At 64.4% G+C, this 22,530-nt stretch carries 31 protein-coding genes and 1 riboswitch; of the genes, 10 read left to right on the top strand and 21 right to left on the bottom strand.

Translation table 11 applies throughout. The annotated features are described in order from the left end of the window. Positions 1–35: 35 nt before the first annotated feature. The gene (locus WDX12_RS22415) at positions 36–218 is read right to left on the bottom strand and encodes a hypothetical protein (protein ID WP_036258067.1); all 183 of its coding nucleotides are present in this window, start codon (positions 216–218) and stop codon (positions 36–38) included. Between the two features lie 254 nt (positions 219–472). Between WDX12_RS22415 and WDX12_RS22420 the strand changes: the two genes are divergently transcribed. Next, positions 473–622 (top strand): hypothetical protein, encoded by a 150-nt coding sequence (locus WDX12_RS22420; protein WP_140831573.1) that lies wholly within the window; start codon positions 473–475, stop codon positions 620–622. 55 nt (positions 623–677) lie between these two features. Here the strand turns inward: WDX12_RS22420 and WDX12_RS22425 are convergent, their stop codons facing one another. Both WDX12_RS22425 and WDX12_RS22430 read right to left on the bottom strand, forming a co-directional pair. Further along, complete coding sequence (locus WDX12_RS22425) at positions 678–1,013, bottom strand: hypothetical protein (protein ID WP_320296171.1); 336 nt, start codon at positions 1,011–1,013, stop codon at positions 678–680. 138 nt (positions 1,014–1,151) lie between these two features. Continuing rightward, entirely contained in the window at positions 1,152–2,087 is a 936-nt protein-coding gene (locus WDX12_RS22430) for a GNAT family N-acetyltransferase (protein ID WP_434722052.1), read from the bottom strand. A gap of 379 nt (positions 2,088–2,466) precedes the next feature. Here WDX12_RS22430 and WDX12_RS22435 point away from each other — a divergent pair, with 379 nt between their 5' ends. Both WDX12_RS22435 and WDX12_RS22440 read left to right on the top strand, forming a co-directional pair. Beyond that, positions 2,467–2,724, top strand: coding sequence for a metal-sensing transcriptional repressor (locus WDX12_RS22435; protein ID WP_320296169.1), 258 nt, complete (start codon positions 2,467–2,469; stop codon positions 2,722–2,724). An 8-nt stretch (positions 2,725–2,732) separates the two neighbouring features. Further along, positions 2,733–4,073, top strand: coding sequence for a cation diffusion facilitator family transporter (locus WDX12_RS22440; RefSeq protein WP_434722053.1), 1,341 nt, complete (start codon positions 2,733–2,735; stop codon positions 4,071–4,073). 54 nt (positions 4,074–4,127) lie between these two features. Here WDX12_RS22440 and WDX12_RS22445 read toward each other — a convergent pair whose 3' ends face one another. Continuing rightward, a complete protein-coding gene (locus WDX12_RS22445; RefSeq protein WP_434722054.1) occupies positions 4,128–5,075 on the bottom strand; it encodes an EamA family transporter in 948 nt (315 codons plus the stop codon). A gap of 220 nt (positions 5,076–5,295) precedes the next feature. Next, the gene (locus tag WDX12_RS22450) at positions 5,296–5,700 is read right to left on the bottom strand and encodes a VOC family protein (RefSeq protein WP_434722055.1); all 405 of its coding nucleotides are present in this window, start codon (positions 5,698–5,700) and stop codon (positions 5,296–5,298) included. A gap of 96 nt (positions 5,701–5,796) precedes the next feature. On the opposite strand from WDX12_RS22450, the gene WDX12_RS22455 reads away from it, so the two are divergent. Continuing rightward, positions 5,797–6,429 carry a TetR/AcrR family transcriptional regulator gene (locus WDX12_RS22455; RefSeq protein ID WP_434722056.1) on the top strand — a complete coding sequence of 211 codons (633 nt, stop codon included), beginning with the start codon at positions 5,797–5,799 and terminating at the stop codon, positions 6,427–6,429. Between the two features lie 80 nt (positions 6,430–6,509). Here WDX12_RS22455 and WDX12_RS22460 read toward each other — a convergent pair whose 3' ends face one another. From WDX12_RS22460 to WDX12_RS22470, 3 genes are all read right to left on the bottom strand, one after another. Then, positions 6,510–7,136: a hypothetical protein gene (locus tag WDX12_RS22460; protein WP_434722057.1), complete on the bottom strand. Its 627-nt coding sequence runs from the start codon at positions 7,134–7,136 to the stop codon at positions 6,510–6,512. 6 nt (positions 7,137–7,142) lie between these two features. Further along, positions 7,143–7,883: a CbtA family protein gene (locus WDX12_RS22465; RefSeq protein ID WP_434722058.1), complete on the bottom strand. Its 741-nt coding sequence runs from the start codon at positions 7,881–7,883 to the stop codon at positions 7,143–7,145. A 103-nt stretch (positions 7,884–7,986) separates the two neighbouring features. Further along, positions 7,987–8,196 (bottom strand): CbtB domain-containing protein, encoded by a 210-nt coding sequence (locus WDX12_RS22470; RefSeq protein ID WP_112100494.1) that lies wholly within the window; start codon positions 8,194–8,196, stop codon positions 7,987–7,989. Continuing rightward, positions 8,196–8,341: riboswitch (adenosylcobalamin (AdoCbl) riboswitch) on the bottom strand. It overlaps the preceding gene by 1 nt. 84 nt (positions 8,342–8,425) lie before the next feature. On the opposite strand from WDX12_RS22470, the gene WDX12_RS22475 reads away from it, so the two are divergent. Next, positions 8,426–9,001 carry a histidine phosphatase family protein gene (locus tag WDX12_RS22475; RefSeq protein WP_434722059.1) on the top strand — a complete coding sequence of 192 codons (576 nt, stop codon included), beginning with the start codon at positions 8,426–8,428 and terminating at the stop codon, positions 8,999–9,001. Between the two features lie 145 nt (positions 9,002–9,146). Beyond that, positions 9,147–9,419 carry a PilZ domain-containing protein gene (locus WDX12_RS22480; RefSeq protein ID WP_434722060.1) on the top strand — a complete coding sequence of 91 codons (273 nt, stop codon included), beginning with the start codon at positions 9,147–9,149 and terminating at the stop codon, positions 9,417–9,419. A 229-nt stretch (positions 9,420–9,648) separates the two neighbouring features. Here WDX12_RS22480 and WDX12_RS22485 read toward each other — a convergent pair whose 3' ends face one another. Beyond that, positions 9,649–10,173, bottom strand: coding sequence for a DUF6428 family protein (locus WDX12_RS22485; protein WP_434722061.1), 525 nt, complete (start codon positions 10,171–10,173; stop codon positions 9,649–9,651). Between the two features lie 42 nt (positions 10,174–10,215). Between WDX12_RS22485 and WDX12_RS22490 the strand changes: the two genes are divergently transcribed. Genes WDX12_RS22490 through arsC form a run of 3 tightly spaced genes read left to right on the top strand, consistent with a single transcriptional unit; the run spans position 10,216 to position 11,697 of the window. Then, on the top strand, positions 10,216–10,566 hold the full coding sequence (locus WDX12_RS22490; protein WP_320296159.1) for an ArsR/SmtB family transcription factor: 351 nt from the start codon (positions 10,216–10,218) through the stop codon (positions 10,564–10,566). A 34-nt stretch (positions 10,567–10,600) separates the two neighbouring features. Continuing rightward, positions 10,601–11,293: an MIP/aquaporin family protein gene (locus WDX12_RS22495; protein ID WP_320296158.1), complete on the top strand. Its 693-nt coding sequence runs from the start codon at positions 10,601–10,603 to the stop codon at positions 11,291–11,293. After that, on the top strand, positions 11,290–11,697 hold the full coding sequence (gene arsC / locus WDX12_RS22500; RefSeq protein WP_434722062.1) for an arsenate reductase (glutaredoxin): 408 nt from the start codon (positions 11,290–11,292) through the stop codon (positions 11,695–11,697). Before WDX12_RS22495 ends, arsC begins: the two co-directional genes overlap by 4 nt. Before the next feature lie 8 nt (positions 11,698–11,705). Here arsC and WDX12_RS22505 read toward each other — a convergent pair whose 3' ends face one another. After that, positions 11,706–12,224, bottom strand: coding sequence for a GNAT family N-acetyltransferase (locus WDX12_RS22505; protein WP_434722063.1), 519 nt, complete (start codon positions 12,222–12,224; stop codon positions 11,706–11,708). A 46-nt stretch (positions 12,225–12,270) separates the two neighbouring features. Between WDX12_RS22505 and WDX12_RS22510 the strand changes: the two genes are divergently transcribed. After that, positions 12,271–13,464, top strand: a complete 1,194-nt coding sequence (locus tag WDX12_RS22510; RefSeq protein ID WP_434722064.1) for an MFS transporter — start codon at positions 12,271–12,273, stop codon at positions 13,462–13,464. 5 nt (positions 13,465–13,469) lie between these two features. Here the strand turns inward: WDX12_RS22510 and WDX12_RS22515 are convergent, their stop codons facing one another. The 11 genes from WDX12_RS22515 to WDX12_RS22565 form a co-directional block, all read right to left on the bottom strand. Then, positions 13,470–14,420 (bottom strand): S1/P1 nuclease, encoded by a 951-nt coding sequence (locus WDX12_RS22515; RefSeq protein WP_434722065.1) that lies wholly within the window; start codon positions 14,418–14,420, stop codon positions 13,470–13,472. Positions 14,421–14,627: 207 nt separating this feature from the next. Beyond that, positions 14,628–14,912, bottom strand: a complete 285-nt coding sequence (locus WDX12_RS22520; protein ID WP_040980340.1) for a hypothetical protein — start codon at positions 14,910–14,912, stop codon at positions 14,628–14,630. 82 nt (positions 14,913–14,994) lie between these two features. Beyond that, positions 14,995–15,408, bottom strand: coding sequence for an MAPEG family protein (locus WDX12_RS22525; protein WP_434722066.1), 414 nt, complete (start codon positions 15,406–15,408; stop codon positions 14,995–14,997). Between the two features lie 58 nt (positions 15,409–15,466). After that, positions 15,467–15,952 (bottom strand): SRPBCC family protein, encoded by a 486-nt coding sequence (locus WDX12_RS22530; RefSeq protein WP_434722067.1) that lies wholly within the window; start codon positions 15,950–15,952, stop codon positions 15,467–15,469. Further along, positions 15,949–16,266 carry an ArsR/SmtB family transcription factor gene (locus WDX12_RS22535; RefSeq protein ID WP_320296395.1) on the bottom strand — a complete coding sequence of 106 codons (318 nt, stop codon included), beginning with the start codon at positions 16,264–16,266 and terminating at the stop codon, positions 15,949–15,951. Before WDX12_RS22535 ends, WDX12_RS22530 begins: the two co-directional genes overlap by 4 nt. Before the next feature lie 119 nt (positions 16,267–16,385). Then, a complete protein-coding gene (locus tag WDX12_RS22540) occupies positions 16,386–16,709 on the bottom strand; it encodes a DUF2934 domain-containing protein (protein ID WP_434722068.1) in 324 nt (107 codons plus the stop codon). Positions 16,710–16,824: 115 nt separating this feature from the next. Further along, positions 16,825–17,934, bottom strand: coding sequence for a mandelate racemase/muconate lactonizing enzyme family protein (locus tag WDX12_RS22545; protein ID WP_434722069.1), 1,110 nt, complete (start codon positions 17,932–17,934; stop codon positions 16,825–16,827). A 53-nt stretch (positions 17,935–17,987) separates the two neighbouring features. Beyond that, entirely contained in the window at positions 17,988–20,426 is a 2,439-nt protein-coding gene (locus WDX12_RS22550; protein ID WP_434722070.1) for a GcvT family protein, read from the bottom strand. Positions 20,427–20,569: 143 nt separating this feature from the next. Then, a complete protein-coding gene (locus tag WDX12_RS22555) occupies positions 20,570–21,568 on the bottom strand; it encodes a L,D-transpeptidase family protein (protein ID WP_434722071.1) in 999 nt (332 codons plus the stop codon). Between the two features lie 307 nt (positions 21,569–21,875). Next, positions 21,876–22,103: a hypothetical protein gene (locus tag WDX12_RS22560; RefSeq protein WP_434722072.1), complete on the bottom strand. Its 228-nt coding sequence runs from the start codon at positions 22,101–22,103 to the stop codon at positions 21,876–21,878. Between the two features lie 110 nt (positions 22,104–22,213). After that, a complete protein-coding gene (locus WDX12_RS22565; protein ID WP_434722073.1) occupies positions 22,214–22,528 on the bottom strand; it encodes a response regulator in 315 nt (104 codons plus the stop codon). Positions 22,529–22,530: the final 2 nt, after the last annotated feature.

A 22,530-nucleotide genomic window follows, 5' to 3' on the forward strand; every position in this document is an offset into this window, starting at 1 on the left:
TCGTCAGGCCATTGAGCTGTCGATGGCTCGGCCTCTCAGGCGCAATCCTTCAACTCGACCACCTCGACGCCGAGGCGGAAGGCCTGGCCATCGGCATAGGAGCGCGCATATTGCTCGGCTTCGAATGGAAAGATGAGCGTCGTGCCGTAGGCGGTAACGCGCACCGTCCACTTCTGGCCCCTGACGAGTTCAACGCCGTGAAGCTTCGCCGTAACCATCTCACCCTCCTCAGATCCGGCACTCCAGCGACATCCGCATAACGTCGCTAAAGTCATTTGAATACAAATAATCCGACTTAATCGTGTCGTTACGGTGTCGATTCCGACATTGGGTCGTTTGCGTCCGTGAAATGGTTCACCGAGAGCGGCGCTTTTTTGCGGCCGGCCCGCAAGCGGACGGGACGGCTCGCCTGGAACCGCGACGGCCCAGGCGGGTTAGGTTCATGATTCACATGGTTCACAAGGAGATCGCCATGATCCGTAAGCTGAAATCCGGCGAATACAGGCTCTATTCGCGCAAAACCGATCCGAGAACCGGCAAGCGCCGCAATCTGGGCACCTTCAAGTCGCGCGAAGCTGCGGAAAAGCACGAACGCGAAGTGCAATATTTCAAGCGCCATTAGGCGCTTGAATTTGCCAGAACGCGAAGGGCGCGAGGGGAAGGGCCGATATCCCTGTTCACCCATGCGGTGTCGGCGGGGTGCGCGGGCGAGGGTGGCCAGGCACGTTGGAGCCGATATGATCGAGGTCACAACGCCGCGTCACCATCTCGACCGACTTGGTGTCGACGGTCACCCGTCCCAGCACCTGCACGGTCGTGCGTCCGAGATCCTCATCGATATGCACGACGTCACCCTCGAGTCTGAGCTTGTCACCCGCCTTGGCATTGGGCTCGACCATCGAATATTTATGGCTGTCGCCGTCGAGCCTCAGCGTCACGCGGTCGCCGGTGCGTTTGACCACCGTGGCGATGACAGCCACCCTGTCGCCTATCTCCACTGCCGGCCGTGTCATCTCGGCCTCCTTTCCGCCCCGTGCGGCGTCTCATCCGACGGAGCCGGCTGGCGCCACGCCGAGTGCCGGCAGCCGCTGAAATAAACGGCAAAACAAGCATTTGGTTGCCGCCGACTGCCTACAGCCGCGGGCGGCCGATCACATGAAGCCGGGATTTCGCGGCAGATATTGCGTCCAGTCGCCAAAGCCGGGCGATGCCATCAACAGCATCGGGAAGGTGATGCGCATGCCTTGATCGACCGCAAGGCCGAGCGCGCTCTGGCATGTGCCCGGCAGGAAGGCCGATACCTTTTCGGCCGAGCGATCCGCCGCTACCAGCAACGCCGTTGCAAAGGCATCCCGAAGGATATCGGGCCGCGTCACCGCCAGGGGGCCGATATGCCCGCTCGCGCTGAGGTAGCCGTAGCCGACAGCATCGCTGCCGGCGAGGAAGAAGACGCCTGTCGTCGAAGGATCGGCGCGCAGGTAGCGATGATGTTTCTCTCGCGAGACACCCAGGGCGCAGACGTCGATCTCGACCAGTTTTTTCATCGTCGCGGCGCTACCGTCCATTTCGACGGCGCGCAATCGCGGCTGAGGCAATGCCTTGGTCACGCGTTCGCGCGCGGCGCTGAGAAGGTAGATCGGCGTTTTGGGAAACAAGCCGTGCCGCATGTAAAGTCCCTGCGACACCCGATTGAAGGTGAACGTGATAAGCGCCTTGTGGGCTGCGCCTGATCTGCGGGCATGCTCCATGGTCCGTTCCAGCAGCGTGTTTCCGATGCCGTGGCCTTGTCGGCCAGGATCGACGAACAACTGGGCGAGGAACCAGATATCGCCGCACGCCCAGCTCCAGGCGAAGCCCACAATGTCCCCGCCGGCTTCCGCCACCCACAGGCCGCCAGGGTCGTCCTCGAGCGAAAACAGCTGGAAGTTGGGAGGGCTCGTCGCCGCCATCGGGCCAAAGCCGTGCCGAACGGTAAGCTCGTTGATGCTGGCGACCACCAGCGCATCGGTCGCGGCCAGGTCATCGGCGCGAGCAGGTCTGTAAGCGAGCGACATTGAACAACCCCAACCACAGAGCGCGAGCCGCAACGCCGATCATATCAGCTATCCATGCTTGCCGTCTCGGCCACAGTCAGCGGTATCATCATGGGTACCGGAGGCCACGTTGCCCCCCGGCGTTGCCCGCTGCCCGTCAGGCCGCCCGTGATAGTGCGTTTCACCGTTTCACGGAACTGGTGAACGCCCTATCTCTTTGTTTTTACGCAATTCCGGACGGGAGGCTACGGCGAAGTCGCCGAGCCCGACCGCTTACACTTTTCCTGGAATTGCTCTAGCGACAGGGCAGGGGCCACGCTGCCGACGGCGTGAGCCGGCCGACACTTGCCATTGCGGGCGACGTATCAAGGAAGCGAAGTGGCCGGGCTCGGTTGCACGTTGCCATATCCTACCCTGGAGGATAGGATATGGCATGACAATACACAGCCCTCATCCCGATATCATCGCCCGGCTCAAGCGCGCGCACGGCCATCTTGCGGCCGTGCTCACCATGTTCGAGCAAGGCCGGTCCTGCCTCGACCTCGCGCAACAGCTTCACGCCGTCGAAAGCGCCGTCGGCAACGCCAAGCGGGAACTGATCCACGACCATATGGAACATTGCCTTGTCGAAGGCGGCGAGCCTACCAGGGACGCGCTCAAGGAGCTGAAGCAGCTCACCAAATATCTGTGAGGCATTCGATGTGGAGAAAAATTCCGGACTGGTTCGGCTTCGGCGCTCACAGATACGACCACGGCGGGCACGACCACGGCGGGCACGGCCATGACCATCACGGACCGCATGGGCATACACATGGCGTGATCGATGCGACGATCGCCACGACGGAGCGCGGCATCTGGGCGATCAAATGGTCGTTCGTCATCCTGGCCATGACGGCCGCGCTGCAGATCGCGGTTGTCGTCTTTTCAGGCAGCGTGGCGCTGCTCGCCGACACCATCCACAACGTCGGCGACGCCACCACGGCAATCCCGCTCTGGATCGCTTTCGTGCTGGCGCGCCGCAAGCCGACAAGAACCTTTACCTACGGCCTTGGCCGGGTCGAGGACCTTGCCGGCATAGTCATCGTGCTCATTATCCTGGCCAGTGCGCTGGTAGCCGGTTACGAGGCGATCAATCGCCTGTTCAATCCGCAGCCGGTCCAGTTCCTGGGCTGGCTTGCCGCGGCCGGCATCATCGGCTTCCTCGGTAACGAGGCGGTGGCGGTATTCCGCATCCGCGTCGGCCGTCAGATAAACAGCGCAGCCTTGATCGCCGACGGCTATCACGCCCGCACCGACGGGCTCACCAGCCTCGCCGTCGTTGCCGGCGCGCTCGGTGTCTGGTTCGGCTATCCGCTGGCGGACCCGATCGTCGGCCTTTTGATCACCGTCGCCATCTTCGGCATCGTCTGGCAATCGGCGCGCTCGGTGCTGACGCGCATGCTGGACGGCGTCGAGCCGGGTCTTGTCGATGAGGTTCATCACGCCGCCGAACATGTCGCCGGGATCGAAAGGGTGGTCGGCGCCAAGGCCCGCTGGCTCGGCCACAAGCTGCACGTCGATGTGGAGATCGCGGTGAATGACGGGCTGCTGCTTGCCGCTGCGAACAACATCGCCGCTTCGCTTAAGGCCGAGCTCTTCGCGCATATTCCCGCGCTCGACGTCGCCATCGTGCGCTTTGCCGAGCCGGAGGCGGAGGGCGGCCACCATCACGCGCCGGATCCTTTCCTGGTGTCCGGCAAGCTCGCCAGCGGGCTGCTCGAAATCGTCGACACGCCGCAGGGCGAGCGCATGCGGCTGCGCCTGTCGCGTCACGCCGAGGGCTTGCAGGCCGGCGTTGCCATTGAGCGGCCGGGAGGCATCGAGCGCCTGGTGCTGTCTCCGGTCGGTGGCGACCATCACTATTTGCAAAGCCTGGTCGCTCCGGCCGAACCGCACGAATTCAGCGCCAGGCTGCAACTGGCGGCTGGTTCCGACAGCGAGGACCTGCCCTTCATGATGGCCGAGCCGGCGGGCCATCATCATGGGCACACGCATGGCTGAGACAGGCACTCTTTGAGTGCTGGCGCGGGATTTACGAAATGGTGGCGGCTCAGCTCACCTAACGCTGATCAGCGCCGTGCCGGCGATCGCGAGCAGCGCGCCGGCCCAGGCGGCTGCGGTCGGCCGCTGACCGCTGCGCAGCCACACCATCGGCAGGATGATGACCGGCGTCATCGAGGACAGCGTCGAGATGATGCCGACATTGCCGGTGCGCAGCGCGGCCATCAGGCAGGACATGCCGAGCGAGGTGCCGACGAAGGCGGAAAGCACCGCAAGCCCGACCGTACCGAACTGGACGGCTTCCCGCTTGCCCCTGCCGAATGGCGTTGCAGCGAGCGCGATGAACAGGATCACGGCGAGGCCCGAGCGCAGCGCCATTGCGCTGAACGGTTCGACGCCGGCGGCCATGGCCGGCCGCGCCAGAAGGGTGCCGATCGCCTGGCCGAGCGCCGTCGTGACGCCGAGCGCGATGCCTGGTCCCATGCGGCCGGTGAGCGGCGGCCCGGGCGCGGTGCTGACCGGCACGGTCGAAGGGGTGACGACCGGCATCGCCGGCGCCAGGTCGCCGCGCTTGAGGAACCGCCGCGGCATGCCGATGGCAAGCACGATGCCGGCCAGCACCAGCGCCACGCCCAGCGCCTGCCAGCGGCTGATGGTTTCACCGAGCACGAGATAGCCGAGCGCGAGCGCGAAAGGCGAGGTGAGCGAGAACAGCAGCGCCGTGATGCGCGGGCCGACCGAATAGATGGTGGCGAAATAGGTCGTGCTGGCGATGCTGATGCCGGCGAAGCTCGATCCGGCAAGCAGCCAGAACTCCCTCGGTCCGATCGTGTGCCAGCCGCCGATCGCCAACGACACCGAGCCGGTCATCACGAAGGTTGCGAGCATCTGCCAGCGGGCAAGCTGGAGGAGGGGAACGCGGCCCTTGAGCTCGCTCAGGAACATGGAGCTCAGCGCGCTGCACATAGCGGCGGTGACGGCGAAGGCTTCGGGGGCGAACATGGCTGCTGGCGGCTGCGAATCCGGAGGCCGGACAATTGCCGATGCTTACGCCAGCGCGCCGCGATGCGCTAGCCGGACTGGCGACGGCACGCCGCCGGCGTGGACACATAGATGTCAAGGTTGGTCAAGGACGATTGCAGGCATGCCCGGACATGGAAGCGACGGGCGAGTGCCCGTCGCTTCCATGGTGTCATTCCGGCATAGGGGCGCTACAGACGGTCTATTGCATGGCCGAGGGGTTCATCCAGAGGAACTCCCAGACATTGCCATCCGGGTCTTCTATGTGGCGGTTGAACATGAAACCGAGATCCTGCACCGGGTTGGGATCGGCGCGGCCGCCGGCCGCAACGCCTTTCTCGATTACCGCATTGACCGCGTCCTTGCTATCGACGGTCAGCGCGATCAGCATCTGGCTCTCGCGCTTGGCATCGCCGATCGGCCGGGCCGTGAACTGGCTGTAGTGTTGGTGCGTCAGCAACATGACCCCGATCGATTCGGAGAACATGATCGAGCTGGCCTGGTCATTCGAGAACTGCGGGTTGAGCGTGCCGCCGATGGCGAGATAAAACTTCGTCGCTGCCTGCAGATTGCGCACCGGCAGATTGAGGAAGAGCATCTGGGTCATCGGGTCGAACCTCCATTTCATTGACGGGTACTAGTCAGTCTAGTACTGTGACTATCATATGGGAACGGTACCGTCTAGTACTGATCGCGAGGCGCTATGAAAATTGCTGTTGAGACCAGATCGGCCCGCAAGGATCGTGAGATCATCGAAGCGGCGACCGCCGCGTTCATCGCCAAGGGCTACGATGGGACCAGCATGGAGGAGATCGCCACCCGGGCGGGCGCTTCCAAGCAGACCGTCTACAAGCATTTCAAGGACAAGGAGACGCTTTTCAGTGAAGTCGTGGAGTCCACCGCTTCTCAGACCAACGACGTTGTCGAGTCCGTGACGGTGTTGCTTTCCGAGGCGAAATTCCTGGAGGGCGGCCTGCAGCAGCTTGCCCGCCAACTGACCACCACGCTGATGAACAACGAGTTGCTGAGGCTCCGGCGTCTGATCATCGCCAATGCCGATCGGATGCCGCAGCTTGGCCGCAGCTGGTACGACAAGGGCTTTGAGCGCATGCTTGCCTCGGTGGGGGCGTGCTTTCAAAAACTCACCAGCCGAGGCCTGTTGCAAACCGGCGATCCCCGTTTGGCGGCCAGCCATTTCTTTGGAATGCTGCTTTGGATCCCGATGAACGAGGCCATGTTCACCGGAAGCAACCCGCGCTCGAAAGCCGACCTCGAGCGCCACGCCGATGCCTCGGTCGAAGCGTTCCTTGCCGCCTATGGGGTGCGCTCGAAGTAGTCGCGCTGCCTGGCGCGATCCGCGCAGCACAACGAGCCGCGCTACCTGGCATCTCGACTCGGTCAGCCGGCCTGAGTCGGTTAAACAGCGCGTACCCGTCTCGCGCCGAAGATCGACCACGCAGCCGTCATCAGCGCCGCGGTCATGGCCAGGACGACCGCCAGGCTCGGCAGGTGGAAGAACATGTCCCGCCATCTGGGCTCGACGACCGCGCCGGTGCTGAAGGCCTCGCCGCTATACTGGCACAGGATCCAGGACGCGCCGCCGCGCACCATGTCGGCATCGATGTCTGAGATCAGCGCCTTGGCCTGACGCGTGGCTGCCGGCATCGTCGCCATATAGGTGAGCAGCGCCTTGGCGGTGGCGAGATAGGCATGGCTGCATTCGTTGAAAGGGCTTTCCTCGTCGCCGAGGCTGCCCGGCATCAGGCCCCAGAGGCAGTAGGTGAATTGCAAATTGCCGTGATTGTAGAGCCGCCGGAAGGTCGGGTCGGTCACCGTCTGGCGCTGGGCGAGATCGATGATCTCACCGCGGTAGCGCGCCATCACCGCCATCTGGCCATGCGTGAGGCTGGGGATCTGGATGCCCGGGGGAGGCGGGGCCGAGGATCCGCTATGCGCCTCGGCCGGAATGGCGATCAGAAGCGACTGCCAGATCGTCAAAAGGAAAATGGCCGCCAGGGCAAACAACCGTGGCGGCCGACGCATCGGAATTCAGGCGTAGCGGCGGGCAGGGCCGCGCTGGTCGCGCTGCGCGACCACGCGCTCGGCGACCGCGCCGAAGCCGAGCCCCACAACGGTCCAGAGCACGAGCTGGATGCCGAGCGAGGCGACGCGGAACTGCCACAGCACTGTCGCCGAGAAGCTTTCCGGCACCTCGTTGATGTCGGGGAGTGCTGCCTTCACCAGCGCGAAGACCACCAGGAAGGCGAGCCCTGCCACGATCGAGGCGTTCCAGGCGCCGAGCCTGTTCCACAGCCCCTGCGCCAGCCCGACCGCCGCCACCATCGCCGCGATCGAGATCACGATCATGATGAAGAACAGTTCCGTGCGGTAGGCGATGGTCTCGGGGTTGCCGACGGCCGGCGGGTTCGCCGGATATTTGAGGCTGGGCACCACGATCACGGCCAGGAAGCCGAGCAGCGCCAGTAGCGCCGAGGTCCCGCGCGGCCCAAGCGAGCCCAGGCGGCCATAGGCATAGGCAAAGACCAGCGAGAACAGCCCGCCGAGCGCCGCGCCATAGACCAGCACGCCGGTAGCAAGGCCGATGCCGGCCTGGATGGCGCGGCTGACCATCTCGGGCTCCGGCGCTTCGCCGGCGGCCTGGGCCTGCTGTTCCTCGAAGGCGATCGCCTTGTCGACCTGCGGCTCGCCGTAGACGCGCGCGAAGGCAAACGCCAGAATCCCAGCGACCAACCCGACAAGCATGCCGCGCAGCAAAAGTTTTCCGACCATGTCAGCAGCCTTTCAAACAATCCGACGGAAAAACGCATAGCGATTTTCCGTCCGGAATTGCGTTAGACCAAACCTTAGGACGGTTCAGCGATGCCGAACCGCTTTAGTGGCAGGGGAAGCCGAGCAGGTGGCGGCCGTCATGCACGAATTCGTGCACCGCCGTGCCGCGGATCAGCGACGTCGCGCCTTCTTCCGCGCCGACGAAATAGATCATCAGCATCAGCATCAGGCCGGCGAAGATTGCCCAGGGCAGAAGCTCGCGGACCGGAATAGCAACCGGACCGTAGCTGGGGGCGAAGGTGGTGTCGGACATATTGACCTCCCGTGGGATACTGCGTCCCGTTGATCGAACAAATGCTGCGGAATAAGGCCTGACTTTCGGCTGGTGCCGATCACAGTGGCGCGACCGTGCCGGACTCGCACCGGCTTCCAATCCCGTATAGCGCTAAAACACTTGTCAGCACTTCGTTCGCCTGTCAACGACATGTAATGGCCAACAGGCTTCGCGCGGCCGAAATTTCACTGGACCACGGAGTTTTGGGATGCTCGCCCGCCTGACGATGATTGCAAGCGGTGCGACGCAGGCCACGCGCAAGGGTCGCTTTCCGAACGACGAGGCGCCGGAGCCGCGGGCTCTCGATCGCGCCGGCGCACTGGCCGCTTCGCTGCGCCGCGCCGACCGCGTCTGGACGAGCCCGGCGCTTGCCGCGCGGCAGACCGCTGAGGCACTCGGCCTTGACGCGACGGTCGAGCCGCTGCTTGGCCAGCAGGATTTCGGACGCTGGGCCGGCAAGGGCTTCGAGGAGGTGCAGGTCGAGGACCCGGAAGGCATGGCGGCCTGGTTCGCGGATGTGGACGCAGCACCCCATGGCGGTGAGTCGCTTGCCGCCGTCGCCCGGCGGGGTGCCGCGCTGATGGAGCGCCTTGCCCCCGAGAGCGGCCACACCATCGCGCTCACCCATCCCGTGCCGATCCGCGCCGCCATGGTGCATGTGTTGGGCGCGCCGCTTTCCTCGGTCTGGAAGATCGACATCGAGCCGTTGTCGCTCACCGAGTTCCGCGGCGACGGACGCCGCTGGGTGCTGCACGCCAGCGGGGTCGTTGTCGGCACGAAATAGCGCTGGGATCCTTCACCTGCCGACCAGCGGCAGCAGGCCAGGCCGAGCTTCGCCGTTTCAGTGATCGCTAACGGAACGGAAACGCCTCGCGGCTATTATACTGGTTCGTGGCGAGGAGAACTTTTGCCTGAGGAGCCCGCCGGATATGGCCGACTATCCCGAGACCGAGCGTCGTCTTCATGCGCGCGAATTCGTGCTCAAGGAAGCCACGATCATCGCCAATGGCGTCAGGATCGGCTGCTCGGTCAGGAACCAGCACGAGCAGGGTGCCGAATTGCGCGTCGGCGCCGATGTGGAGATCCCGGACCGCTTCCTGCTCGAGGTTCCAGCCGACGATATGGCATATCGCGCCCTGGTGCGGTGGCGGCGCAACGACCGCGTCGGCGTGGCGCTCTACAGCAACGCGCCGAAGGACTGACGCGCGGCAGTCTCACCAATTCGTCACTTGATCCTGCCCCAGGCGACGTGCAACCCGGTACACATGGAACGCAACCGGCGCGCGCGTTCATTGCCGGATCAACAGGGATTTGCGAATGAGCAGGACAGCCGTTTGGGTGGCGCTGATCGCCATCGTTCTCGTGGGCCTTTACCTGTTGCAGGCCAACGGCATGATCAGATTCTAGCAGCGTCGCGCGACCGTCGCAGGATCAACAGCAGCGGCTCGCGCCGCAGCAAGGCTGGCTTGCTGCCGCCGCCTGTTGCTTGAGCCAGCGGTCACGCGGCTTGCAGCTTGATGGTCGTGGCGACAGATCCACCTCGACGGCCCCGCCGACGAGGCTCGGCTGCGCCGCCCGGTGCAGTTCCATCGGGCGCACGCCGTCGCTGACCTCGAAGGTCAGCTTCGCAGCCTGATCGAGCGCGACATGGTCCGCCACCTTGCGGATGATCGCTGCGAACTTGCCGGCCGGCATGTGGACCGGCCCGCCTTCGTCCACGTCCCATAGCTGGACGAAGATTTCCGACCATGATTCCGGATTCGCCTCGCAATCCAGCGCCGAGAACTGTCCCGCTTTCACCTCGGTGACATGGTAGCCCGGCTTTACCGGCCGCCCGTCATAGCGGAACACCAACGGCCTGTCCTTGTGATCGGCCAGTGCCATCAGCAGGTCGCCGATGGTCAGGTCGGATGGATCCGTCGGAGCGACGTTTTTCCGATTGTCAGAAGAGAGCATGTCGGCTATTCCTCATTTCAATATTTCAAGGATTATTGAAACGTGGATGAACGTCAAGCCCTGATCGCCTTTGGCGCGCTGTCGCAGGAAACGCGCCTGCGCCTGCTGCGCCTGCTGGTCGTTGCCGGACCGGAAGGTATTGCCGCCGGTTCGCTCGCCGAAAAAGTCGAGGTCTCGCCTTCCAATGTCAGCTTCCACCTCAAGGAACTGGAGCGTGCCGGCCTCGTGACCGCGCGACGTGATGCCCGCTCGATCGTCTACAGCGCCGAATACGACGCGCTGTCCGGGCTGATCCGTTTCCTCATGGAGGATTGCTGCTCGGGTCGCCCGGAAATCTGCGCACCGGCGCTTGCCGCCCCTTGCTGCCGGCCGGGCGAGAGGAGCCGGCAATGACCGCCGCACCCGTTGCCCGGCCGAAGGCCAGCCGATGAATGCCTTCGATCTCTCGCGCCGGTTCGTGGCTGAAGCGCTGGGCACCGGCTTGCTGGTGGCGACAGTCGTCGGCTCCGGTATCATGGCCGAGACCCTGACGCATGACACGGCGCTGGCGCTGCTTGGCAACACGTTGGCAACCGGCGCTATGCTGGTGGTGTTGATCACCATCCTCGGGCCGATCTCCGGCGCGCATTTCAATCCGGCCGTTTCGCTGGTGCTCTGCCTCAACCGGTCGCTGCCAGCCCGCGATCTTCCCGCCTATCTCGTCGCGCAGCTCGCCGGCGGCATTGCCGGCACGATCGCTGCGCATCTCATGTTCGCCCTGCCGATGCTGGAGGTCGCAACGAAGATGCGCGCCGGGCCGGCACAATGGTTCTCCGAAGGCGTCGCGACATTTGGGCTGGTCGCCACCATCCTTGCCGGACTGCGCTTCGATCTCAAGGCCGTGCCCTGGCTAGTCGGCCTCTACATTACCGCCGCCTACTGGTTCACCGCTTCGACGTCCTTCGCCAATCCGGCCGTCGCCCTGGCGCGTTCGCTGACCAACACGTTTTCCGGCATCAGGCCGCTCGATCTGCCCGGCTTCGTCGTCGCCGAACTGCTCGGCGCCTTGATCGCGCTGGCGCTGATGGGTTGGCTGCTGCGGCCCAGGATCATCCAGCAACCTTCGAAAGCAGAGCCATGACGGTCACCATCTATCACAACCCTGACTGCGGCACCTCCCGCAACACGCTCGCCATGATCCGCGCCAGCGGCGAAGACCCCGTCGTGATCGAATATCTGAAGACGCCGCCGGACCGCGAAAGGCTGCTCGAACTGATCGGCGCGATGGGCATAACTCCGCGCGAACTGTTGCGGGAGAAGGGAACGCCTTACGCCGCGCTCGGCCTTGCCGACCCGAAATGGAGCGACGACGAGCTGGTCGATTTCATGCTCGCCCATCCGATCCTCATCAATCGACCCATCGTCGAGACGCCGAAGGGCACAAAACTCTGCCGGCCGTCGGAGGCGGTGCTCCCGCTGCTCGACAATCCGGTGCGCGAATTCGTCAAGGAGGATGGCGAGAAGGTCTACACGCCAGCTACCTGAAAACAGGGCTAGGGCGTTAGATGCTTCATGAAATAGATCGAGGCTCTTGGCTTGCCGAACGGGTCGACGAAATGATGCGGCACGACGCCGACTTCCCGCCAATTCATCCGCCGATAGAGCCGCTCGCTCGCTCCGCCTTCGGCGGTGTCGAGAAGGAGCAGGGAGCGCTTTCTCTTCCTTGCCTCGTCTTCGACGGATGCCATGAGCGCGGAACCGATGCCTTGCCGTTGAAAATCTCGATGCACGAGAAGCATGTAGACCTCCGCCCGGTGCAGCGCATTCGGCTCCGGCGACAGATAGAGCTGGACGGTGCCGACCAGCTTGTCCTCGAGATAGGCGCAGATGAGCAGGCGCTCTCCTTCCGCCACGGAGCTGAAGACCTCTTGCCAATAGGACTGCGCCTGTTCGGCGCTGAACGGCAGGACGAAGCCGACAAGCGCCCCGTCCTCGATGCTCTGCATCAATATCTCGGCGAGGGAGCCGATCTGGGCCTTTGCCTCTGCCTCGTCGATCACCGCGATACGCATGTGCTCTCCCATTTGAGCTCGACAGATAATGGGCTTTGAGCGATCCGTGAAGGCCGAAGCGCCTGTTTCGACTGCGCGCAATCGCCATGTCCTCGTTTCCGCCCTCGGCATCACGCAGATTCTCGCCTGGGGATCGTCCTACTACCTGCCCGCCGTGCTTGCCGCGCCGATTGCCAGGGATACCGGCTGGTCGCTCGCCTCCGTCGTTGCCGGCCTATCCTGCGGGCTCCTGCTTGCCGGACTTGCGTCTCCCTTCACCGGGCGGCTGATCCAGCGCCATGGCGGCCGGCCGGTGCTTGCCGCGAGCTCGTTGCTGCTGGCGGCCGCGCATTTGTTGCTGGCGACGGCAACCGCTTATCCCGTTTACCTGATTGCCTGGCTGCTCATGGGGCTGGGCATGTCGAGCGGCCTCTACGATGCCGGCTTCGCCACGCTGGGTCGGCTCTATGGACAGGGCGCGCGTGGCGCCATCACCAACCTGACGCTGTTCGGCGGCTTCGCCAGCACCGTCTGCTGGCCGCTCAGCGCCTTCCTTGTCGAGCATGGCGGCTGGCGCATCGCCTGCCTTGCCTATGCCGCGATCCATCTGGCGATCTGTCTGCCGCTCCATCTCTGGATGATACCGGCGCCCCCGGCCGCCGCGCCCGCGCCGGTGAAAGACAGGCGGAAAGAGGCCTCGGCTTCGGGCAGGACGCGGGCACGCTTCATCCTGCTGGCTTCGATCCAGACATTGGCCGCGATCATCGCCTCGATGCTTTCCGTCCACCTGCTGACGCTGTTGCAATTGCGCGGCGTGGGGCTGGCAGCCGCCGTCGGCCTCGGCGCCCTGGTCGGCCCGTCGCAGGTCGGCGCGCGCGTGGCGGAGCTGCTCATCGGCCGCAACCGGCATCATCCGATCTGGACGATGCTGACATCCGTATCGCTGCTTGCCGCCGGCATCTGGCTGCTCCTGGCGAGCCAGACATTCGTTGCTCTCGCGTTGATCCTCTATGGCGCGGGCAACGGCATCCATACGATCGCGCGCGGCGCGCTGCCGCTGGTGCTGTTCGATCCACACCAATACGCCGCGCTGATGGGCAAGCTCGCAACGCCGAGCCTGATCGCCCAGGCGGCGGCGCCCTCGATCGGGGCAGTGCTTCTTGGCATGGGCGGCGGCAGCCTTGTCCTGACCATGCTTGCATTGGCCGCGACCGTCAATGTAGGGCTTTGCGCCTGTCTCGTCGCCGCCGTGCGCCGATAGCGGCGCTACTTGTCCGCCGCCAGCGTCTCGTCGAGCACGGCGGCCAGGTGCAGGCCGCCGAGCGCGAGCTGCTCGACCGCCACCGGCGAGAACTGGTCGAAATAGGCCTGGTCAAGGATCACCGCGTGCGGATTGTCGGACTTGATCGTCGTGCCCTTGGGCAGCGCGCGATAGGCGTCTTCCGCTTTCTCATGGCATTCGGTCAGCCATTTCTCCGGCGTCTGGTCGGCCACCGGCATGGCGGGCAGATGCGGGATCACATCGGTTTCGAGGTCGAGCGCGACCTTGCCCCAGTCGTAGTATTTGAACAGGATGAGGCTTGAATCCCACACCGCGTGGAACGTCGTAAGGTCGCGGTAGGTCGAGCCGTCCGGCTTCGGCCGGTAAACGTTGAAACTCACCGTCAGCGTGTTGCCGCCCTGGTCGCCCTGGCTGCCATCCAGGCGCTCGACACAATGCAGCGGCTGCGACAGATCGCCGACCAAGTGGATGACGAAGGCCAACGCCTGCCAGCGCTCCTCGTCGCTCTTTGCCGGATCGGCCAGGATCTTCTCCTGCGCCGGCAGCGCCCGCATCAGGCAGAAGCCGAAACTCGTATTGTCCTTGCAGTCGCGCGCCGGATCATAGGCGGTGGCGCTGGCGCTCGCGTCGCCGGGTTTGGAGGCCAGCGGAATGTCGATGAAATGCCAGTTCGACGTCTCCTTGTGATTGTCGGCGCGATAGTCGTCGGCCCAGCTTGCCACCGAGGCCAGCGAGACGGTGGCCGGCGGCTTGAGCTTCAGGTGCGAGCGCAAAAGCTGCTCGATGACGTCATAGGCGTTCCGGCTGAGCCTGTGCTGCGCGATCTCCGCGATCACCGCATGCCCCTCCTGGCCCCAGGCCAGCGCCTGGCCGCAAATCGCCAGGCTCGTCGACATTGCCGCCAGGGAAAATGCCGCCGCAGCTTTCCACCGCATCGCCTTGCCTCCTCCAGGGTTCGATCCGTGAAGTACAATAGAGGCCTGTGACACGGACATGAACAATCTCACGGACGCAAGATTTTGCGACGCAGGAGGCAATCTGCTTTGACGCTCGTCAGGCGCTAAAATGTGCCGCGTAGGGCAAAAAACGACCCGGCAAATTGCCGGGCCGGTCTTCTGAACACTCACGATCGCGAAGCTTCGTCAGTCGCGATGCTCCGGCATCGCCTTGAGTTGATCCTTCGTCCAGCTTGTGACGGCATGCACGTCGCCGTCCTCGTCGCGCATGAAATCGAGTTGGCTGGCGGTGACGGCCACCGGCTTGGCACCGATGCCGAGGAAGCCGCCGACATCGATGACGACCTGGCTGCCGTGCAGGTGGTCGACCGAGCCGATCTTCTCGTCATCCGGGCCGTAGATGGTGGCGCCTTCGAGGATGTCGGGCGTGAGCTCTGCGTTGGTCAGTCTTACGTGGCTGGTGTGGTCCATGGCGCATCTCCTGTGGTTGTACAGGGATGAACCTCTTTTCGGGCTCCGGGTTCCGGCGACGGAGCGAAAAGCGGGGCGCTGCTCAGCGAAGCGCCGCCCAGCCTGTCACGAGGATGAGGACAAGCGTGACCAGCGCTCCGGAGACATAGAGGATCGTCCTGACGCTGCCCCCCTTGGCCGCGTTCCCGCCGCGCAGATAGATGATCATGTGGACGAGGCGTATCGCCACGTGCGCCCAGACCAGCACGGCCAGCGTCAGCGGCCCGACGCCGACCATCATCGCCAGCACCACGGGCACGACAAAGGGGCCCAGCGCCTCGACCGAGTTCATGTGGACGCGGTCGATCCTGTAGAGCGGGTTGTCGTCATCCGCCGGGATCACCGGTCCCGAAAGCTTGCCCGCAAATCCCTTGGACGAGCCGGAATGGACCGCCAGCGCCACCGACAGGAGACAGAGCGCAAGCACGCCGAGGGTGCTCAACCAATAGGCTTCCATTCTTTGCGCTCCTCGATCGCTGCCGTGCGGGCCATACCCCTCGAGCACGGCGCTGCCGTCACCCCGCCCGGAGAAAAAGCGCCTGGAACCGCTGCAGGTAGAGCGGCCAGCCCTGATCGCTGTCGACCCCGCCGCGCACGCTTTCCCAGCCCTGGCCGTGGCGCTCGATATGGCGGTGCTCGATTTCGACCCGGGTGCGGTTTTCCGCCTCGGCGGTGAAGCGGACCTCCCACTCGCTTGTCCTGGCGAGGTCGGTCTCGATCTGCCAGCGCGGGTTGATGTCCCAGCTCAGAAGCAGCCGGTTGGGCGGCTCGTAGGCCAGCACGCGGGCGAAGCGGCATTCGCTACCGTCGACGCCGCGGTCGTAGACGTGGCCGCCGACGCGCGGCTCGAAGATCGTTTCCGCGATCGGGACGGCAAGCAGATTGTGCTCGCGCGGCTTGAAGCTGCCGAAATCCTCGGTGAACACCTTGAAGGCGCGCGCGATCGGCGCCTCGACGACGACCGAATGTTTTACGGGAGCAGGCGCCGATCGCTTGATCATGTCTCGTCCTTTGTCGGTTGCTCGACGGTCAGCTTGTATGCGGCGAGCGTCTTCATCCAGAACTGGTCGATCTCCGCGCGAAACGCCGCGAGCCCATCCGGATCGATCCGGTAGATGCGCTCCTTGCCCGAGCGCGTTTCGGCCACCAGTCCGGCATCCTTGAGAACCTTCAGGTGCTGCGAGACCGCCGGCCGCGTCACGGGCAACGCACTAGCCAGCCCGCTGACCGAACTGGGTCGGTTGACCAGCAGTTCAAAGATCGTGCGCCGTGTCGGATCGCCCAGTGCTGCCCAGTATTTCGCGTTAGTGGCCACTAACGCGAAGCTAAGGCGCGATGATTGTCCTGTCAACCCGGATTGGGAGCGCACGCGCGTAGGCGCCAAGGAAGTGCCTGGGGCATGCCAGTCGTTCTGATCCTGGAACGCAGCCGCGATCAGCTGCGCCGTTTCGCCTTGAGACTCCGCGCCGCCTGCTCGATCGCCGCGCGGTCGTTGCCCAGCCTGTCGAGCAGTTCCTGCGCCTCGTCGCCCGAGATGCCGGTGCGCATGGCAAGCGCTTCCACCGTGAGCACGTCCGCGCTGTCGATCTCGCGCGTTTCGGGCAGCGCATCGTCCGCCGTCATCGGCAACGCCGCCTCGCGGTCGATCTCCAACTCGGCCTGCTGCCAATGCCGTTCGTGATTGCCGAGGATGCCGCCCTCGCGTTGAAAGATCTCATAGGCGCGCTGCCTGATCTTCTCGGTCCGATCGTCGTCCATCACCGTTCCTCCTTGCGTGTCACAAGAACGCAGGACAGGGCGGAACGATCCACGTCGTTCTCGAAGTGATCGACCGGCGCAATCCAGGCCTCCATCGCGCGACTCGCGCGAAGGGTTACGGCCCGTAAATGGCCACCGGCTTGCCGAACATGCCGGGCTCCGGTTTCACGCCCAGCCCCGGCCGCTGCGGCACTGCGATGTGGCCTTGCTTGATGACGACCGGGTGCTTCTGGTCGAAATGGCCCTTGATATATTCCTGGGCGATCCAGGCACCTTCCATGCGGCGCGGCTCCACCGTGGCAGCCAGATGCACGCAGGCCGCCGCGATGATGTCGCCGCCCCAGGCATCGTCGCAGCTGTGCGGTAGCGAGCGGATGGCGCAAAGATCGCGCACCGTGGTCATCTTGGTGAGCCCGCCAAGGCGCGTGACCTTGAAGCCGAAACCGTCTGCAATGCCGAGCGAGATCGCCCGCAGCACCGCGTTCTGATCCTCGGTGCTCTCGTCGAGATAGACCGGATGCGTCACGCGGCCCTTCAGCGTAGCGATCTCGTCCATCGTGTTGCAGGGCTGCTCGAACACGAACGGGACTTCTTGGCAGAGCCGGTCGAGATGGATCGCGGCGGCGACCGTCAGGCCCCGGTTGCCGTCGACGGCGATGCGCGCTCTGTAGCCGACCGCTTCCCAGACCTTGTGGACGACGGCCACGTCTTCTTCGAGATTGCGCCCGCCGATTTTCACCTGCAGGCGCGGATAGCCGGCCTTCACCTTGTCGGCGGCGATTTTTGCCGTTTCGTCCGGCGGGCCGACGATCAGCGAATAATAGGTGGGCACGCGGTCGGTCAGCGCGCCGCCCAGAAGCGTCGAGACCGGCACGCCGAGCTTTTGTCCAAGCAGGTCAAGGAAGGCCATGTCGAAGGCGGCCTTGGCATAGCCGTGGCCGTTTAGCCGCTCGTCCATCCGCTTCGCCAGCAGCCTGATCGAGGCGATCTCCAAGCCGATGAGGCCGGGCGCGATTTCGGCGATCGCGGCGCGGGCGCCGAGCGCATGATGCGGCTGGTAGACCGGGCCGATCGGGCAGGTCTCGCCCCAGCCGGCGAAACCGTCATCGGTGACGATTTCGACCAGCGTCGAGTCCAGCGCGTCGACATCGGCGCTGGCCATGCGGTAGACGCCGTTTTTGACCGGCAGTTGTGCCGAATAGACGTTGATCCGATCGATGCGCATGCCCGGCTCCCATCAAGGAATGCATGGACGACGGGGCCTCAAGCGGGCCCGTCTTACATCCGCGCCCTGGCCGAGGTCGGATCGTAGGGCGAATCCGCCACGACCTCCGCGACCTTCCATTCGCCGAGGATCGCGACATCGAGCTTCGTACCGGGTTTCGAAAAACGCTCCGGCAGCAGCGCCAGCGCCACGTCATGCCCCAGCGCATAGCCATAGCCGCCGGACGTGATGCGGCCGACCAGTTTGCCGTCGCTGTAGAGCCCCTCATTGGCGAACGTGCTGGCGCCGTCGGTGTCGATCCTGAGCGTGACCGACCGGCGCTGGTCGTTGCGCTCCTTGTATTTCAGAACCGCGTCGCGCCCGACGAAGTCGCCCTTGTCGAGGCGGATGAAGCGCTCCAGCCCGCTCTCCAGCGCGTTGAGCTCCGGGTTCATGTCGCGATACATGGCACGATAGGATTTTTCGAGCCGAAGCGACTCCAGCGCGTGCAGCCCGACCAGCCGCATGCCGTGCTTCTCGCCCTGCTTCAGGATCGCATCCAGCAACTGCCGCTGATAGGGCAGGGGGTGGTAGAGCTCCCAGCCGAGCTCGCCTTCATAATTGACGCGCAGCAGCCGCACGTCGCTGGCGAGAGCCACGCTGCCGGTCTTCACGCCGAACCAGGGGAAGCTCTCGTTCGAAAGGTCGATCTCGGTCAGCGGCTGCAGCACTTCGCGCGCCTTGGGGCCAACGACGGTGAAACACCCGCGATCGTTGGTGACGTTCTTCAAGGCCACGCTGCCGTCGGCTGGCAGCAGTCTGGAAAGATCGTCGAAATTCCAGCGCTCGGCGCGCGGCGTCGAGATCAGGTAGAACAGGTCCTCGTTGAGACGCGCCACCATATATTCCGCCTGAACGCCGCCGCTCGCCGTGAGCTGATGCGCCAGCGTCACCTTGCCGACCGCGGGCAGGCGGTTGGCGATGATCCCGTCCAGCCACGCGGCCGCGCCTGGCCCCGACACCTCGAACTTGGTCATCGGCGTCATCTCGACCAGGCCGACGGCGTTGCGCACCGCCAGCACCTCCTCGCCGACAAGATTCCCCTTCTGCGTCCAGCGCCAGCTATACTGGTCCTTGGCCTCGACCCCGTCGCGCGCGAACCAGTTGGGCATCTCCCATCCGTTGAGCACGCCCCAGACCGCGCCCAGTTCCGTCAATCGGTCATAGGAAGGCGCGGTCTTCTGCGGCCGCCCGGCGGGCATGTCCTGCCCGGGATATTTCTGCTCGGCATGCGTGCCCCAGGCCTCGCGCACCTTCTCGCGTGTCCAGGCCTTGTTGGCGTAGTCGCCGAAGCGGCGCGGGTCGAGGTCGGAGACATCGAGGCTGTTGCCGCCCTCGACGATCCGCTCCGACAGGTAATAGCCGATCGTGCCGCCCCACAGGATGCCGCCCGGCACGCCTTCGGCCAGCCACACATTGGGCAATCCCCAGGCCGGCCCCATCAGAGGCAATTCGTCCGCCGTCATCTGGAAAGGGCCGCGCACATTGGCCTTGATGCCGACGCGCCCGAGCGCCGGGACCAGTTGCAGTGCCTGTTCCCAGTTCCACGACACCGCCTCGAAATCCTCTTCCAGCAGATCGGCGCCGAACCAGGAGGGCACGCCGTCCTCGGCGAACAACTTGAGGTGCTCGGTGCGTTCGTAGGGTCCGAACATCAGCCCGTCGCCTTCCTCGCGCAGATATCCCTCAAAACCCTCGTCGCGCAGGATCGGCATTTCGGGCCGGCCAGCGCGCTTGCGCTCCACCACCTCGGGCACCGCTTCGGTGATCCAGTACTGGTGCAGGATCGGGATCGCCGGGATGTCGAGGCCGAGCAGCGCGCCGGTCTGGCGCGCGTAGTTGCCGGTGGCGCAGATTACATGCTCGCAGATGATGTCGCCCTGGCTCGTCTGCACCAGCCACTCGCCGCCCGGCGTCCGCTTGAAGCCGGTCACCTCGGTGTTGAGGTAGACTTTTGCGCCAAGATCCCGCGCGCCCCTGGCCATGGCATTGGTCACGTCGGCCGGCGCGATATGGCCGTCATCGGGATGGTAGAGCGCGCCAAGCATCTCTTTGTTGTCGAGCAGCGGCCAGAGTTTTCGCGCTTCGTCGGGCGTCAGCAATTGCGCCCGCATGCCCTGCACCTCGGCGACGCTCATATAGCTCTTGTATTCGTCGAGCCGGTCGCGCGAATTGGCGATGCGCAACTGCCCGCATTTGTGCCAGCCGACCGGCTGCCCGGTCTCGGCCTCGAGACCTTCATACATCTCGATCGTCTTGTTGATCATGCGCCCGACATTGATGCTGCGGGCGTAGGACGGAATCAGCCCCGCTGCGTGCCAGGTCGAGCCGGCGGTCAGCTGCGTGCGCTCGAGCAGCGCCACGTCGGTCCAGCCGCGCTTGGCCAGCCCATAAAGGATACCCGCGCCGACGCAGCCGCCGCCTACGATCACCACCCGCGCATGTGTCTGCATCAAATCGCCAATCCGACCGTATTGAGAAAACCGCGGTCGAAGCTACAGGCGGCGAAAGGCCGTGTAACGTCTTCAAAAATTAGGGATGACAATAAATTGGGCTTATGCAGCCGCCCTATACAAGACCATGACCTGACGGTGCCTTACTGAGCCTGCCCGTCCTGCGCCGTCTCGTCCTTGAAGTCGACTTTGGTGCCCGGCTTGACCATGGCGGCGAGGTCTTCGGCGTCCCAGTTGGTCAGCCGGATGCAGCCATGCGAAAAGGTCGTGCCGATCTTGCCGGGATCGGGCGTGCCATGGATGCCATAGCTGTCGATCGAGAGGTCGATCCAGACTGATCCCACCGGATTGTTCGGCCCCTTGGCGATGGTGAAAGGCCGCTTGCTCTTGACGCCCTTGAAGGCGAATTTCGGATTGTAGTGATAGGTCGGATTGCGCACCACGCGCCTGACCTCCGCCGCGCCGCTCGGCGCCGGCTTTTCCTCGCTGCCGATCGAGGCGGGATAGACCGCGAGCGCTTTGCCTGACGCATCGAGCGCGCGCACCTGGCGGGTGCCCTTGTCGACCTCGACGCTGGCGACGGCCGCGGGGGGACGGCCGCGGCCGACATCAGGCACCACCAGCGTGGTGTCGGCCTTCCTGAAACCGGTTTTGGGATTGAGCAGCCTCAGCAATTGTTCGCTGACATGGAAGCGCTCCGCCAGTTTTTCCCGCGCGTTGCGATAGCCGAGCCGCTTCAGATCCGCCATCCGCTCCATGCGGGCGGGGATGCGCCTGGTGAATGGCCCGCGCACATCCTTGGGCGTGACCTGGTAGTTTGTCAGCACCGGACCGGCGAAAGTCGCCGCCAGCTTGTCCCAGGTCTCCCGCGTGAGCTTGCCGTCGGAGGGCAGTCCGTTCGCCGCCTGGAAGGCCGCGACGGCCTTGGAAAAACTATTGGAAAGGCGGCCGTCGATCAGGCCGGGGGAGAAGCGGGCGCGGTCGAGCAGGATCTGCGCTTTGAGCAGCATCGGATCGGCGCCTTTCGGCTCGCTTTCGCTGAATTGCGCCTGGTTGACGGCGGCGACGTCGAGCTTGGCTGCCAGCGTCCCGCCGCACGCAAGCGCGAGCGCCAATGCAACGACAACAAGCAGCCTGACCATCGGTGTCACTCCAGGATCGCGACAAGAGCCTGTCTCTATGACGCGGCACGGCCGATGTAGTTCCCGTCGCAGGGAACCGCACGAAGATCATCACGAGCGTGCGCTTTCTCCCATAGATGTTTGAATTTTAAGCTGGAAACCAGTTCCCATGAACGCAAAGAACTGGCATTATCGCGCCAGGGCCTGCGCATTTTTCTGATTCCATGGCCCCTCGTGCTGGTAACCGACGGCTCCCCTACGCCCCCCGCCCATGCCGTCGGTTGCCCTGTTGGCGTCTTCCCGTCTGAGCCCCGTCAACGGTGGCTGGTCATCGGCTTGAATTGAGCTTCTGGATACGCCCCTTATCCAGCCGGAATACGCCGTCCGTGCCGCCTTGCAGCTCGAAATCGGTTTGCAGCTCATCCCATGTGCCGAGGTATCTGCCGCACTCGGCGCAATGGATCGCCGTTTCGGGTTGAGCATCGGCTGGAATTTGCAAACGGATGGTGCCGCAAAACGGGCATTCCAGTTTGTGGTCCAGATACTCGCCAGCCATGGTTACGCAGCATTGCGCAATCGGCGTGCCGGCGCAAGTCGGCGGGTGTCGGCAAAGGCTGACGCGCCAATTTCATGCGTTCGGCGCGCAAATCAATGCCGTCATGCCGGTCAATCGCCGACCCGCGCGGATGCTTCCGCGATTGCCCGCTCCAGTTCGGCGGGCTCGTATGGCTTCTGCAGGGTGAGTTCGTTTTCGAACGCGCTGGTCAGGCCAGGGGAACCGTAGCCGCTGGCAAACAGGAAAGGGATGCCGCGCCGCCGCAGGATTTCGGCCACCGGGAAGGATGTCGCGCCTGCGAGGTTTATGTCGAGAATGGCAAAGTCCAGATCCGCGTGCTCGGCGAACTTCATGGCCTCGGCCACTTGGGCAAAAGTGCCGGCTACCTGATGCCCCATTTCGGACAGCAGGTCCTCAAGCAGCATGG

The organism is Mesorhizobium sp. RIZ17 (assembly GCF_051127865.1).
Taxonomy (GTDB): Bacteria; Pseudomonadota; Alphaproteobacteria; order Rhizobiales; family Rhizobiaceae; genus Mesorhizobium; species Mesorhizobium humile.